Raw genomic sequence first — 15,260 nt, 5'->3', positions numbered from 1 at the left:
CACTAATTTATGCCTCAAGTAAGCTTTCAAGAAAAGGAAAGCAAATTTATATCAATCATTCCACTACCAAAGCAGGAAAGAAATTAGAAAAGTTCTTTGGGACGCAAAAATATTACAGTCAAAACCGTATAGGAAAAGGAAAAACTTCCACCCGAGTTACTAGTAATAAAGGTTCTAAAATTGATCCGAGTAGTTATGATTTAGCGAACGACTTAAACTTAAACCACGGTTCACAACTTGGATATGGACAAAATAGTTGGGAAGAGTATACTAAGACATTAGGAAATGGTGCAAAATCTAGTGCAATAAGCTCAATGAAATCTAGTGCAAGTGCAGGACTCACTGACGTATTTACTTATGTTAAAGGTGATGGTATTAAACTTACCAAATCGTTTAAAGCAGCAGGTGTAGCAGGAAAGTCTGTCGCAGTTGCTAATGTTGCTACAAGTGCAATCGATATTGCAAATGGTTATAGTGACACAGATGAGAAAGCTAAAGATTTAGGAATGAATGTTGGAAGTGTTGATTATGTCCAAGCCCAAACTGGTGGTGTTGCAATTGATACTGCTAAAAGTGTAGGCGTTGGAGTTGCTTCAACAGCAGCTGTAGGTGTGATTGCAGGCACTGCATTAACAATAGGTATAAATCATATTGATCATAAATATAATGTTACGGGTAAAATCAAGGATTCTTGGATTCACTTTGTTAAAGATTAGGAGAAACAATGAAACTTAACGAAAGATTGAACGAATTTTATAATACTTTGTATCCTGAACCTATACCAGTAGGTAGGAGAACTTATGGTATAGCATTTACTTATCTTTTCTCTGGATTTTTATTTATATTAATTGGTATAATATTAGATTATTTTACCAAGAATCATATAGCTTATTCACTAAATATCAAGTTGTTATTTATCAGTTTTATATTTAATTGTGTATTATTAATAAGCTGGTTGTTAATTAGAAATAATTTCAGGGCCTTTTTGAATAGAATAATTCCTTATATATTGCACTTTTTAGATTACATTTTATTAATTTACTTTTTCTCAAATACGATTAGTTTAGGAAATCAGAAATTTTTTATTATTATTCTTGTTTCTAGTTTGGGATACATTATATTAAATTTTTTGTTCCAATTATTAGTCATAGATTTTTATCGTGGAAAAAGTAAAGACAATGTTCAAAAAAATGTCATGTATATTCCTTTTGGAATGCTGTGTGCTATAGGTACATTTATGTCTATCTGGGGTACAATTTTCCAAGAATATAGTTATTTATTCACATATGTAATGCTTTTAATTATTACAATTTTTTACCAAACTGTTGTATTTGAATTTATTTTAGTTAATAAAGGTGAAAAACTTTACCAAGAACAAATGAAGAAGTCAAGGTACGGAGAGTCAGTATCATCATTACTTAAGAATAAAGGGAAATAAAATGGATATTATTAAATCTGAGTTACATAATGTAGCATGCCTTGAAAAAATGGCAACAAAAGAAGAACTCATTTCACTTGTTTTAGGTAGTGAAAAACAAGTATTTGTTGATGGATATTACAAAAGAAGATAACCTTGATAAAGCAATTTCCGATATGAAAGAACTTTCAAAAGTTAATAGCTATGAAGTGGTAGAAGATATTCTTTATATGACATTTACATCAGTTTATGGAGAATATTGGATTGATTTACAATTGCACAGTCGACTGTTAATCAAGCAGTAGCGACCGTTTCAACAGGATTTTCTGGATATAATAGCAAAACAGGAGCTTTTGGAAAACCAAGATCAGGACAGATGGAATGGACAAAGACAGTTAAGAAGAATTGGAAAGAGCGAGAAGACGTCAAAGCTGAAGAACTGAAAAGTAAAAAGGCTGAAGAAAGTAAGAAAGCTTCAACAATTGAAAATATTACTAAAAAAAGTAATGTTTCAGTTGATAAAAAGAAATTAATAAAAGCGGCTAATGAAGCGTATAAATTAGGAGAAATTAAAAAAGATACCTATGAATCAATTATCAGTGGTTTAACTAATGCATCGGCTGCCTTCAACTGATCTCCATGCCCAACCAGCAGATAGCACAACAGCTCCTACTGAGACTGTAACTGAGGAACCAACAGAAACTAATCCGACGACTAGTCCAGATAAACAGTTCCTTCAACAAGTGATTCCAAAGGAGAAACATAGGCTGGGGCGCAAACAGATACAAGCAAACCCGAAACTCCAGCTCCTAGTCAGTCTGTAACACCAGTGGTGCCAAGCCAGCCTCAAACTGAGACTAAAGCAAGCCAACCTCAAGTGACAACAACACCTCAGAAATCTGAAGTTGTGACACCAGCCATTACGAGTGGCATTGATTTGTCAGATGTTGCCATACCTACGGCAATGGCTAGCGCAGCTTATATCAAACACTGGACAGGCAATGATGCTTATACACACAATCTATTGTCTCACCGTTACGGCATTACTGCCGCACAGCTTGATGGATTCTTACTGTCGACAGGTATCACATACGATAGCAGTCGCATCGACGGTCAAAAAATCTTAGACTGGGAGAAATCATCTGGTTTGGATGCGCGTGCAATCATTGCCATTGCTATCGCAGAAAGTTCGCTTGGTACACAAGGTGTTGCCACAGCACCAGGTGCTAATATGTTTGGTTTTGGGGCATTTGACAACAATACAACTAATGCTCAAAACTTTAGTGATGACAAGGCTGTCATTAAAATGACGCAGGAAACCATCATCCAAAACCAAAACACCAGCTTTGCCATTCAAGACCAAAAAGCACAACTCTTGTCAACTGGCAACTTGAATGTAGCGGCTCGAGGTGGGGTTTACTTCACGGATGCTAGCGGTTCTGGTAAACGTCGTGCGGCCATTATGAAGAGCATTGACAAGTGGATGATTGACGCGCATGGCGGAATTTCTGAGATTTCAAAGGAACTGCTCAACACGTCGTCCGTCGCTATGATGGCAGTCCCAACGAGTTACTCTGTTTCAAGAGCTAATCAAGCGGGCAACTATGTGGCAGGCACTTACCCTTGGGGCCAATGCACTTGGTACGTCTTTAACCGCACCAAAGAACTTGGCTACCAGTTTGGACCATTTATGGGTAATGGTGGCGATTGGAAAAATAAGCCGGGCTATCAAACCACACACGAGGCAAAAACAGGCTACGCCATCTCATTTAGCCCCGGCCAAGCTGGTGCTGATAGAACTTACGGCCACGTGGCCATCGTCGAAGACGTTAAGGAAGACGGATCTATCCTGATCTCCGAATCAAATGTCCTAGGACTTGGCACCATCTCCTACCGCACCTTCAGTGCAGCAGAAGCAGCACAATTGACTTATGTAGTTGGGGAGAAGTAGATAATTATTCTTTGAAAAACAAAAGGTTCTTAGCTTGTCAAAATCTAAGACCCTTTTATCTTTCATAAGAACTTTAAAATCAACAGATTTTTATCACAAATGGACTGGACCAAGACCAATAGCCATTCCAATTGTTCCAGAAACACTTACCTTTGAGGAGTTTAAGGCATATGAGGATGTTAAAAAAGCAAGTGAGACTAATCAGATTTCACTTGGTATTAGCTTAAAAGAAGTTGATAATTGTAGCATTCCACTTTCGAAATTCAAACAGTTACTTTTTACTTCTGACAATCTAGATAATTTGTCTAACTTGACGCGCTTCTTAGTTAGATCTGTTTCATTGATTAAAGATAGTAAGGTTTATCTTTTAGACACTGCTTCTGATTATGATGATTTGACAGAACAACAAATTGAATATATCAATAATCGAAGTGAAATAGCAGGACATTTAGAAGCTATTGCTTCAGAAATCTATTTAAGAGAAGAATCTGGTAAAATAGAATCATGGTTTGTTACTATTCCTGATATGAATAGTTTTGTGGCAGAAACAAATATGGATAGAGAACAGATTTTATTCTTACTTGACTCGGCTCACAAATATCATATTTATTTCTTATTTGGTGGTTTAGCATCATACCTTATGACTAATATCTCAGATGTTCCAAAAGCTATTAGAACACAGGCACAGTATGTTTTCTTAGGAATGAGAGTTATGGATCAGTCAGTATTACCGAAATCATATAATTCAAAAGAACCTTATTTGAAACCAGATATGATTTATATTCATGATAGAAGACAAGAAAGAATGCTTAAAATCACTCAAGAAATAGAAATGGAGCATTGAGCATATGAAAAAACAAAAACTATTACTGCTTATTGGAGGCTTATTAATAATGATAATGATGACAGCATGTAAGGATTCAAAAATCCCAGAAAACCGCACAAAGGAAGAGTACCAAGCTGAACAAAATTTTAAACCGTTTTTTGAGTTTTTAGCACAAAAAGATAAAGATTTGAGCAAAATACAAAAATACTTACTATTAGTATCGGATTCAGGTGATGCATTAGATTTGGAATATTTCTATAGTATTCAAGATTTAAAAAAAATAAGAATTTAGGGAAGTTTGAAACAAGAAAAAGTCAAATAGAAAAGTCGGGTGGATATAATGAGTTAGAAAATAAAGAGGTTCCATTTGAATATTTTAAAAATAATATAGTTTATCCAAAAGGAAAACCGAATATTACATTTGATGACTTTATTATCAGAGCAATGGATACTAAAGAATTAAAAAAATTAAAAGTAAAAAGTTATTTATTAAAACATCCGGAAACTGAGTTGAAAGATATAACATATGAATTGCCGACACAGTCGAAGGTTATTAAAAAAATGAGAGATAAATTTAAAATATCTGATATTAAGGAAGCGGATATTACTTTTACAAAAAGTGGAAAAAATAATTTTGACTATACACTAAGGATAAAAACTAAAAATAAGAGATACTATTTGGGTGAGACCTATAGTTTTAGAAAATAAACGGAGAAGTTATGGGAAATGATAATGTAACTATAAAACTAGAGCATCGGGTTAAAACATCAGCAGATTTATCAGATTATGTATACAAATATGAGAGGGCTTATACAGATGCTTTAAATAATGGTGATGACGTAAAAGAAGCAAGTGAAAGTGCTAAAAAAGAGTTAAATCAACTAATTGGTAGAACTGATTTAACTTATAGTGACGGTATGTATGACAAAGAGACTGGTATTGCAGCTATTGCTGTAAAAGATAAAAATACTGGTGAGACTTATATAGCTTATGCGGGTACTAATAAGGATGCTGATGGGGCAACCGACTTTATTTCAGATGCAAATATCGGTGCTAATAACTCTGCTTATTTAAAACGATTAGGAGACAAAGCTACTAGCTTTTATGATCGTGTTCAAAGTAATGGCGATAATATTACTGTCACAACAGGTCATTCTTATGGTGACTTTCTCGCTTCTAGAGTGGCAATTGAGCTAATTCCATTCTTTATTAACTTTAGAAAAGTTAACGATTCATTTCACTTTTGTTATTAGCTTGTGATCACTTATAAAGTGACAGCTAGTTCATGAAATCTCTTAGGAGTTTTCTGGCTTTAAAGGTAACCTATGATTTAAAAAACATCTCATGGAATTCAATGCGGAATCCTCAACAGTCTTTTGTGGACTAACAGAAGTTCAGGATGTCGTTTCGGCAGGCCTTAACTATTCTCAGAAGGTTTTGGAAATTTCAATGGTACATTTGATACCTCAGGTAAGGGATTAGAATAGACAAAAACAATTCAAACCGGTATGAAAAAACGAGAAGAAGATGCTAAACAGTTGAGAAAAAAGCTTTAGAAGATTCAAATAAGCTCAGAAAAATTGCGTCAAAAGGAGTTACTTTGAATAATGCAGCAATAAAATCCCTTAAAAATGAAGTCCTTGAATTAAATCCCAAAAATGCTTTTAAAGGATGGGGAAAATTAGGAAGAATTGCTAAAGCTGGTAAAGTATTAGGTTGGACTGGGAAAATAGTCAATATAGGAACTAATGCCAAAAAAGATCTTTTTGATGATAAAACATCTTCAATAGATCAAAAAATCAAAAACTTTGCTATAGATTCAGGTGTAGATGCATTGTCCGGTGCAGCAATAGGGACTTTGGTAGGAGGACCTGTGGGAACCGTTGTTGGAGCAGGTGCAGGGCTGTCATTTGATTTTGCTTTGAATTTTAAAGTTAAGGAGTTGGGCAATGAATCAATTACAGGTTTTGCAAAAAAGAATTAAAAGATTTATTTGGAGGGTAAAATTTTTGAAACAGAGCAATCATAGATACCATGGACCGTTAGTTGAGTTTGAAATAGAATATTCATATATTAAGATTTTTCCATGGATTGGACTATTTATATCTTGCATAGGGTTATATGCAAGTAATTTTGGTGATCCTTTAGGTTTTATAAAATTCATATTTTCTGTATGCATTTTTGTTAATTTGGTCTCAATAATTATTTCGCTTTTTAAAAAATCTCTTATATTTTATTATCATTAGTATTCCTAACACTTATTGTAGGTTTTGATTTTATAGGCTTGGCAATGTTTTTAAATAATAGAAATTTTGGACATGTTCAATCAATTTATTATACTGAGATGGCAAAAATGTATATTATGATAATGTTAATTATTTTTATTGTATTTTCTGGAATATATTATTTCTATTATTTACCAAAAAATCAGGGGAAAAAATGGAAATTTAATCAGTGGAAATTACAAAAAGGAAAAAAGGAACAATTAAAAATTAATTATGGAATTATTTTTGGTTTAGTGATGCTTTCTCCAGTCTTTCTTGTAGGTAGTATTGAAAATATTTTTGGTTTGATTGGAGGTGTATTATTTACGGCAACTTTTCCAGCTCTGATTGTCGATTCCCTTTATGCAGCATATTATATTCATAAACATCCCGAATATGAGTGATAAATTAATTAATTTAAGGTAGGAGCAATGAATATCTAGAGAAAATGAAGTAGGTAGAATAGTCTCTACGCTTGCTGAGAGTGTTTTTGTAGTAATTATAACAGCTCCAATTTGTACCAGTAGTAGCAGTTGTTATAGGTACTTTGGCCATTGTGGAGTAAAAGCACTCTATGAAAATGTTAAAGATGTAAGAAATTTTGTGGAGCCATTTCATGAGCAAATATTATTGATCAAGATTATATTTTGATTATCTGGCAGGATTTTTCCAGAGAGCTCAATTTAGAACAAGTATATTATTTCAATGAGGAAGATATTGATGAAGTAATTTTTGGAGGTACCATGACGAAGAGCAAGAAAGAGTAGCTCGTGTCATTGAAAATTGGAAAAATATTTCTAAGGGTAAGACTAGTGTAGAATAGAAATAATACACAAAAAGGGAAATGAAATCTCATGAAATTAAGGGAAATAGTAAAAATATTTTTTGATTTTTTATCGTTATGTTTTATAAATACTCTGGTGATATTGATTTTTTTAATAGATAATAGAATTCATATTCAGTTTCTAGTACCAAAACCTATGCCATGCTTCAAGCGCGATGATGCCATTAATTGATGGAATGACCCTCTGTAGGATTTAAAGTACTTTGTTTAACTATTGATACGAAGGAGTGGGAAGAAAGAATCAGTCTAGAAAAAGTGGAAAAAGGTTTTTTGTGAAATCAAAAATAGCTAATCTTAAATATCACACAAATAATAATATTACTTCAAATGAAAGAGTATTAGCTTGGTCTGATAAAGAACCTACAAATAATATGAATTTAAAAATCTTGATTCTTACATTGATATGTATACCGTTACTATATTGCATTGAGTTGGTTGTTTGCGATAGCAACGTCAAGACAGCAATAAAATTGAAAAAATCAATAAGATAAGAGGAAAAGTGATGTTTAAAGGATTTAAAAAATTGATTATTATTATGGGAGGGATAAGCTTAATGATGATTTTAACAGCATGTGACTTAGTAAAAAAAAGATCACCAATGGGTTCAAGAACATTGAAAATACTTAGAAGCTGGATCAAAAGTTATCAAAGAAGTCAGCCAAAACATTCAACCAGTTATTTCTGTTCTGAATAGCTATCTCAATGGAGCGACAAGTGCTTTTGAGCAACCGGATTCGAGTGCAGCTACTCATATTAAAAATAACACCATCGTCCAATTTTAAAAAAGCAGTACCAAATCGTGTGAGAAATTACCAGGCTATAATTGTGAGTGAGAATCTATTGTTCTCACTTTTTTATTATCAAAACGCTTAAATTCTTTACTTAGACCTCACCTACACACTTCAGATAATGGGTGTTACCATATTAATTAATAAATATGTAAAAAATAATATTTGATATGCTATAATAATAATATATTTGATTAATCAAAATTTTTTAGTGAAAGTATCTATCATCCTTAAGTAGTTGTTTTCATAATAGTTGTTGATGGATATCCCCTTAATTGTCTTGAGAATACTTGATAGAGAGACATTTTAAATGAGTAATGAAATGAATCATTTTATACCTATGTTATAACGGACTAATTAATACTTTGGAGAGATTTAATGACACTCTTTTTAATTATGATGGAGCGAGCGGGGTTAATCATATTATTAGCCTATGCCTTTGTGCATATCCCCTTTATAAAACAAACTTTGAAGCAACCCGAATTAAAAAAACACCAGTATATTCTGCTTATCTTATTTAGCTTATTTGCTATTATTTCTAATTTTACAGGGGTAGAAATTCAGTCAGATTTATCTATCATTCCACAAACTCTTAATCATATAGCAGATCAATCATCGGTTGCCAACACACGTGTTTTAACCATTGGTGTATCAGGTCTAATCGGTGGCCCCATAGTCGGTATTATAGTTGGTCTCTTATCTGTATTCGTTAGGTACTTGCAAGGAGGATTAGCCCCTCATATTTATGTCATTTCTTCCTTACTAATTGGTTTATGCTCTGGGTTATCAGGCAATTATCTTCGTAAAAATTATAATAAAATTCGTGTTTTAGATGCAATGGTTGTTGGTTTCGGTATGGAAATTCTACAAATGATCTGTATCCTCATTTTTAGTGTTGACTTTAATCAGGCGCTTCGATTAGTATCTTTTATCAGCATGCCAATGATTTTAAGTAATACTTTAGGTTTAGGTATATTTATATCCATTATTTCATCTACTCAAAAATTAGAAGAACATGCTAAAGCATTTCAAACCCATCAAGTACTTGAATTAGCAAATTTAACCCTTCCTTACCTTAGAAAGGGACTGACAACAGAATCTTGTCAACCAGTAGCTGAAATTATTCATAAACATATGGATGTGAGTGCTGTTAGCCTGACTAGTCAATCAGCCATTTTAGCCTATGTAGGAGATGGAGCTGACCATCATCTTCCTAATACTCAAATATTAACAAAGCTTGCTAAAAGAGCAATAGATACTGGTAAAGTTAGTGTCGCAACTGATAAAAGTGAAATCGAATGTGACCATAACAATTGCCCACTTAGTTCAGCAATTGTTATTCCATTACACATCCACGATGTTATAGTGGGTACTTTGAAATTATATTTTTCAGACGCACAACATATGACTTACGTTGACCGTCAATTAGCTGAAGGATTAGGCAATATCTTTTCCACTCAGTTAGCTTTGGGACAAGCTGAGGAAGCAACAAGGTTACTACAGGATGCGGAAATGAAGTCTCTCCAAGCGCAGGTTAATCCGCATTTTCTTTTTAATGCACTCAATACTATTTATGGTTTAATTCGCATGGATAGCGAAAAAGCAAGAAAGCTCGTCCAAGATTTTAGCAAGGTTATTCGTGCTAATCTTCAACGGGCAAAGCAAAATTTAATTCCTCTCCATGATGAATTGGAACAGGTTAACGCCTATTTAGCCCTTGAAGAAGCAAGATTTCCCAACATGGTGGCCTTTAATTTAGACAACCAAACAAATTCAGATGACAACCTAATGATTCCTCCCTTTACATTGCAGGTCTTGATTGAAAACTCTTATAAACACGCTTTTAAGCATGTTAATAAAAATAACCAGCTAAAGGTTACTATTACAAGAAATAATGATAGGCTTCATATCATTGTCCAAGACAATGGTATTGGGATTCCAAAAGAAAAATTAATAACGCTTGGAAAAAAAACTCAAATTTCAAAACAAGGTTCTGGTACAGCTATTGAGAATCTCGTTCGTCGCTTGAATATTATTTATGATGGACAAGCAAGTTTAAAATTTGAATCAAATGATTCAGGAACTTGTGCTATTGTTAACATCCCCATTAAAAGTTAGAAAGGTATTGTATGAAAGTTTTAGTAGTTGATGATGAACCAGTTGCACGTAACGAATTAATTTATCTTCTTAATAAGTATGATTCTAACCTCGTTATAGCAGAGGCGCATGATATAGCTACTGCATTAGCTATTTTACTTAGAGAAACTTTTGATGTAGTACTGTTAGATATCCATCTCAGAGATGATTCTGGGTTGCAATTAGCAGAGTATATCAATAAAATGCCCAAACCACCATTATTGATATTTGCGACTGCTTATGATCAATATGCTATTCAGGCTTTTGAGCAGGATGCGCGTGATTATTTGTTAAAACCCTATGAGTTTGATAGGTTAAAGCAAGCTATGGATAGAGTAAAAGGAGCGCTAAGTACATCTACAATTATAGAGAGCGTAACTTCCGGTCCTCTCTTCAAGCAACAGTATCCATTGACAGTAGAAGATCGAATCTATCTGGTGTCGGCGGACGATATCCTTTTGATTGAAGCTATGCAAGGAAAACTGATTATACAAACACCTGATAAAAATTATGAAATTGATGGCTCTCTACAACAATGGCAAGATAAACTACCATCATCTCAATTTGTACGGGTACATCGCTCTTACATTGTGAACATTAATGCTATTAAAACGATTGAACCTTGGTTTAACCAAACACTTCAGTTACACCTTTGTAATAAAATAACAGTTCCTGTTAGCAGAGCAAATGTAAAACCCCTAAAACAAATGTTAGGCATATCTACCTAACTAATGAAAAGTTATTCATCATAAAACTTAGACTATTCATTTCTAAAAAACAACCATTCATCTTGAAAATAGGAAATTTCAATTTTTCAATGCTATACTAAAGTCATGAAAACGCTTAATAAAATTAAGCAAAAAAATTTTTAGGAGGCAGTGATATGGTAACATTTTTAGGAGGGGTAGCCCTTTTAATTGTTGGTTATTTCACGTACGGTAGATACATTGAAAAGAATTTTCAAATTGATGAAAATCGCCAAACACCTGCAGAAGCATTAAGGGATGGATATGATTTTGTTCCTATGCCAAAATGGAAGAATGGGATGATCGAGTTATTGAACATCGCAGGAACCGGACCTATCTTTGGACCTATTTTAGGAGCACTCTATGGTCCAGTTGCTTATATCTGGATAGTCTTAGGATGTATTTTTGCAGGGGCTGTTCATGATTATATGATTGGAATGATTTCTCTTAGAAATAATGGTGCATATCTTCCTGAATTAGCTAGTCGCTATCTTGGAAAGTCAATGAAGCATGTGATCAACATTTTTTCAATGCTATTACTTATTTTAGTTGCAACCGTATTTGTGGTAACTCCAGCTAATCTTATCCTGAGTATTTTACCAGCTGGGACACTATCTTTACCTTGGATAATCGGTCTTATTTTCGTTTATTACCTTATTTCTACAGTCTTACCTATTGATAAAGCACTTGGTAAAGTTTATCCTGTATTCTGCGTCATCCTAATGGTTAGTACAGCAGCAGTTGGCTTCCGTTTACTAACTGGTGGCTTTGATATGCCAAACTTAACTTTTGAAACCTTTAAAAATATGCATCCAGCTGGGCTTGGGATATTCCCTGCTTTATTCTTTACCATTTCATGTGGAGCCATCTCTGGTTTCCATGCTACCCAAGCACCTATGGTCTCAAGAACAACTGTTAATGAGAGAGAAGGGCGTTTCACATTCTACGGCATGATGATTGCAGAAGGAGTAATTGCGATGATTTGGGCAGGTGCTTCAATGAGCTTGTTCAAAGGTCAAAATCTCTATGAAATGATTGTTGCTGGAACACCTTCTGCAGTCGTCAATCAAGTAATGTTAATGTTACTCGGTAGTGTAATTGGAACTATCGCTATCATTGGTGTTATTGTTCTCCCTGTTTCATCTGGTTTATCAGCTTTCCGTAGTTTACGTACTATCGTTGCTGATTATATCCATGTCAAACAAGATACTCTTCCAAAAATCTTTGCTGTAACTATCCCATTATATGTTATTTCATTTGTCCTTACACACGTTGATTTTAATCTCCTATGGCGTTACTTTAACTGGGCAAATCAAGTAACTGCTGTTATTGGTTTATTAGTTGCTACAAGATATCTCATCCTAAAAAGACGAAACTATTGGGTAACGTTTGTACCAGCTATGTTCATGTTGTATGCAGTAGTTGTTTATATTTTATCTCAACCAATTGGATTTAATATGGGCTTAGGCATCTTAACTTATTCACTTGCTTTAGTGTTAACAGGTATTCTTGTTGGACTTTTCTGGAAATCTGGTCAAAAACAATTAAAAACTGTTCATCCTGAAGCATTCCTGTTTAACGATCATAGACCAATTAATTATTACAGTAGTTTAGATTCTTAATATTATTTTGAAGCCATGTTATTAAGACTTACAGTTATCACAATAACCTCGAATGAAGTATCATTCGAGGTTATTTTTCTACTAAAATTCCAGTAAATATTTCTGTTTGATTACAAATGTTACAAAAATATTTGACAACCTTCTTTCAGAAACTTATAATAGATTTGTCCATAACAGAGCAAAAGAGAGAGGATAGTATATGAGAAAACGTTCAATTTTGCCAATATTAGCTGTCTTATTTGTTTTCATGAGTATCTTTAGCGTATATTCTATTTTTCATGGTGATAAAGCCAAAGAAAAAGCAAGTGTCATAAAACAAGCATCCCAAACAAGTCAAACTTCAAAAAAAGAGGTCTTACAAAAGAAGACTTATCCAAATCTAAATAAATATTCAAATCTAGAAATTCATGTTTCATCTACGAGGCAAACAATGACAATAACCTCGAATGACAAGGTCATCTTTAAAACGATTGTTTCAACAGGAGCAAAAGAGAGCCCTACCCCAAAAGGAACTTTTGTCATAGAACCGGAACGAGGAGATTTTTTCTATAACGCCTCATCAAAAGAAGGAGCCTATTATTGGGTCTCCTTTAAAGAGCATGGTATTTATCTCTTTCATAGCGTTCCGACTGATCAACAAGGAAATGAGATCCCAGAAGAAGCAAAGCAATTAGGAAAAGCCGCCTCACATGGCTGTGTGCGTATGTCAAGGGCGGATGCAAAATGGTTCTATGAAAATATTCCTCAAGGAACGACTGTTACCATCAAATAGTCTTAATGGGGTAAAAATCATGTTATTAAAAGCTCGGAGTAAACTTCCAGAGCTTTTTCGTATATCCCTTAAACTCAATTAGTAAACGAAACCTATCAGCGGAATAAATGTATAAAGTATTTCGATATCATTAAAAAAATGATAGAATAATAGTGTTAATCGAATATTTTATCGACCTTTATATGCGGTTGAAGAAGAATAAAACTAAAAGATTAGACCTCTAACAAATAGATGTAGACTTTTAAGGTAGTCTATACATAAGGAGAATTTATTTCATGGCTACTATTCAATGGTTCCCAGGACACATGTCCAAAGCTCGCCGTCAAGTTCAAGAAAATATTAAGCATGTTGATTTTGTTACAATTTTAGTGGATGCAAGGTTACCTCTTTCTAGTCAAAATCCAATGCTAACCAAAATCGTCGGAGACAAACCCAAACTAATGATCCTCAATAAAGCTGATCTAGCAGATCCCATTCGAACTAAAGAATGGAGAGATTTTTATGAATCTCAAGGTTTAAAGACATTAGCTATTAATTCTAAAGAACAATCAACAGTTAAAAAAGTAACCGACATCGCTAAAATATTAATGTCCGATAAAATTGCTAAACTACGGGAACGTGGTATTCAAAAAGAGACACTTCGTACGATGATTATTGGAATTCCGAATGCAGGTAAATCGACTCTAATGAATCGCCTAGCAGGTAAAAAAATTGCAGTGGTTGGTAATAAACCAGGTGTCACAAAAGGTCAGCAATGGCTCAAATCTAATAAGGAACTGGAAATTTTGGACACTCCTGGTATCTTGTGGCCCAAATTTGAAGATGAATTAGTTGGATTAAAGCTAGCATTAACAGGGGCAATCAAAGATCAATTATTGCCTATGGATGAGGTAACAATATTTGGATTGAATTACTTTAAAACCTATTATCCTGATCGTCTCAAAGAGCGTTTTAAAAGCATTAATTTAGAGGATGAAGCTCCTGAAATCATCATGACCTTAACACAAAAATTAGGTTATCGTGACGATTACGATCGCTTTTATAATTTATTTGTCAAAGAAGTTCGCGATGGTAAATTAGGACGCTACACGTTAGATATCGTCGGAGAACATGATGGCAACAATTAAAGAAATCAAAGCAATTTTAGAGACTATTGTTGATTTAAAAGACAAACGTTGGCAAGAATATCAAACAGATTCACGCGCAGGTGTTCAAAAAGCAATCCTTCAACGAAAAAAAAATATTCAGTCAGATTTAGACGAAGAAGCGCGCTTAGAACAAATGTTGGTCTACGAAAAAAAACTTTACATTGAACATATAAACCTTATTGCAGGAATCGATGAAGTAGGTAGAGGTCCTTTAGCGGGACCAGTAGTAGCTGCTGCTGTTATTCTTCCACCAAACTGTAAAATAAAACATCTCAATGATTCCAAAAAAATTCCAAAGAAAAAGCATCAAGAAATCTATCAAAATATTTTAGATCAAGCGTTAGCAGTTGGTATTGGTATTCAAGACAGCCAATGTATTGATGATATCAACATTTATGAAGCTACAAAACATGCTATGATTGATGCAGTTTCTCATTTATCTGTAGTTCCTGAACATCTTTTAATTGATGCTATGGTTTTGGATCTACCAATTCCACAAACTAAAATTATCAAAGGCGATGCTAATTCACTCTCTATTGCAGCAGCTTCAATTGTAGCTAAAGTGACCAGAGATAAAATAATGTCTGATTATGATAGCAAATATCCTGGATATGCATTTTCTAAAAATGCTGGCTATGGTACTAAAGAGCATTTAGAGGGTTTGCAAAAATACGGTATTACTCCGATACATCGTAAAAGTTTTGAACCTATAAAATCAATGTTGTAAATAATACGGAAGAGGAAAA

The 15,260-nt window shown here is 33.8% G+C and carries 13 protein-coding genes and 7 pseudogenes; all 20 read left to right on the top strand.

Annotation, left to right across the window (positions count from 1 at the left end; all coding sequences use genetic code 11):
* Positions 1-724 precede the first annotated feature (724 nt).
* The 20 genes and pseudogenes from QOR44_RS04950 (at position 725) to rnhB (ending at position 15,241) form a co-directional block, all read left to right on the top strand.
* Entirely contained in the window at positions 725-1,438 is a 714-nt protein-coding gene (locus tag QOR44_RS04950) for a hypothetical protein (RefSeq protein WP_000772907.1), read from the top strand.
* Between the two features lies 1 nt (position 1,439).
* Complete coding sequence (locus tag QOR44_RS04945) at positions 1,440-1,571, top strand: hypothetical protein (RefSeq protein WP_017284921.1); 132 nt, start codon at positions 1,440-1,442, stop codon at positions 1,569-1,571.
* Positions 1,546-1,722 carry a hypothetical protein gene (locus QOR44_RS04940; RefSeq protein ID WP_230247763.1) on the top strand — a complete coding sequence of 59 codons (177 nt, stop codon included), beginning with the start codon at positions 1,546-1,548 and terminating at the stop codon, positions 1,720-1,722. The genes QOR44_RS04945 and QOR44_RS04940 overlap by 26 nt, the downstream gene beginning before the upstream one ends.
* Positions 1,695-2,051, top strand: a pseudogene (locus tag QOR44_RS04935) (hypothetical protein); the annotation flags it as partial. The gene QOR44_RS04940 and the pseudogene QOR44_RS04935, both read left to right, overlap by 28 nt.
* Positions 2,038-2,241 (top strand): annotated as a pseudogene (locus QOR44_RS04930) (hypothetical protein); the annotation flags it as partial. The pseudogenes QOR44_RS04935 and QOR44_RS04930, both read left to right, overlap by 14 nt.
* Positions 2,242-2,249: 8 nt before the next feature.
* Positions 2,250-3,368 (top strand): CHAP domain-containing protein, encoded by a 1,119-nt coding sequence (locus QOR44_RS04925; protein ID WP_001883338.1) that lies wholly within the window; start codon positions 2,250-2,252, stop codon positions 3,366-3,368.
* 394 nt (positions 3,369-3,762) lie between these two features.
* Entirely contained in the window at positions 3,763-4,212 is a 450-nt protein-coding gene (locus tag QOR44_RS04920; protein ID WP_025195485.1) for a hypothetical protein, read from the top strand.
* Positions 4,213-4,216: 4 nt separating this feature from the next.
* Positions 4,217-4,755 (top strand): annotated as a pseudogene (locus QOR44_RS04915) (hypothetical protein); the annotation flags it as partial.
* Positions 4,756-4,913: 158 nt separating this feature from the next.
* Entirely contained in the window at positions 4,914-5,447 is a 534-nt protein-coding gene (locus QOR44_RS04910; protein WP_001883341.1) for a hypothetical protein, read from the top strand.
* Between the two features lie 347 nt (positions 5,448-5,794).
* Positions 5,795-6,119 (top strand): annotated as a pseudogene (locus QOR44_RS04905) (hypothetical protein).
* A 365-nt stretch (positions 6,120-6,484) separates the two neighbouring features.
* Entirely contained in the window at positions 6,485-6,862 is a 378-nt protein-coding gene (locus QOR44_RS04900) for a hypothetical protein (protein ID WP_000479582.1), read from the top strand.
* Positions 6,863-7,098: 236 nt separating this feature from the next.
* Positions 7,099-7,281 (top strand): annotated as a pseudogene (locus QOR44_RS04895) (DUF4176 domain-containing protein); the annotation flags it as partial.
* A gap of 234 nt (positions 7,282-7,515) precedes the next feature.
* A pseudogene (locus QOR44_RS04890) lies at positions 7,516-7,715 on the top strand (hypothetical protein); the annotation flags it as partial.
* Between the two features lie 89 nt (positions 7,716-7,804).
* A pseudogene (locus QOR44_RS04885) lies at positions 7,805-7,929 on the top strand (lipoprotein).
* Positions 7,930-8,468: 539 nt separating this feature from the next.
* Positions 8,469-10,208 (top strand): sensor histidine kinase, encoded by a 1,740-nt coding sequence (locus QOR44_RS04880; RefSeq protein WP_000171906.1) that lies wholly within the window; start codon positions 8,469-8,471, stop codon positions 10,206-10,208.
* Positions 10,209-10,219: 11 nt separating this feature from the next.
* A complete protein-coding gene (gene ltdR / locus QOR44_RS04875; protein WP_000866956.1) occupies positions 10,220-10,954 on the top strand; it encodes a response regulator transcription factor LtdR in 735 nt (244 codons plus the stop codon).
* 155 nt (positions 10,955-11,109) lie between these two features.
* Positions 11,110-12,594: a carbon starvation CstA family protein gene (locus tag QOR44_RS04870; protein WP_283572670.1), complete on the top strand. Its 1,485-nt coding sequence runs from the start codon at positions 11,110-11,112 to the stop codon at positions 12,592-12,594.
* A 199-nt stretch (positions 12,595-12,793) separates the two neighbouring features.
* Positions 12,794-13,366, top strand: a complete 573-nt coding sequence (locus tag QOR44_RS04865) for a L,D-transpeptidase (RefSeq protein ID WP_001231795.1) — start codon at positions 12,794-12,796, stop codon at positions 13,364-13,366.
* 275 nt (positions 13,367-13,641) lie between these two features.
* Entirely contained in the window at positions 13,642-14,493 is an 852-nt protein-coding gene (gene ylqF / locus QOR44_RS04860) for a ribosome biogenesis GTPase YlqF (RefSeq protein WP_000201279.1), read from the top strand.
* Positions 14,480-15,241, top strand: a complete 762-nt coding sequence (gene rnhB, locus QOR44_RS04855; RefSeq protein WP_000201090.1) for a ribonuclease HII — start codon at positions 14,480-14,482, stop codon at positions 15,239-15,241. The genes ylqF and rnhB overlap by 14 nt, the downstream gene beginning before the upstream one ends.
* Positions 15,242-15,260 lie beyond the last annotated feature (19 nt).

This window comes from Streptococcus agalactiae (genome assembly GCF_949788565.1).
GTDB classification, from domain to species: Bacteria; Bacillota; Bacilli; order Lactobacillales; family Streptococcaceae; genus Streptococcus; species Streptococcus agalactiae.
This window is presented reverse-complemented; position numbering and strand designations above follow the sequence as displayed.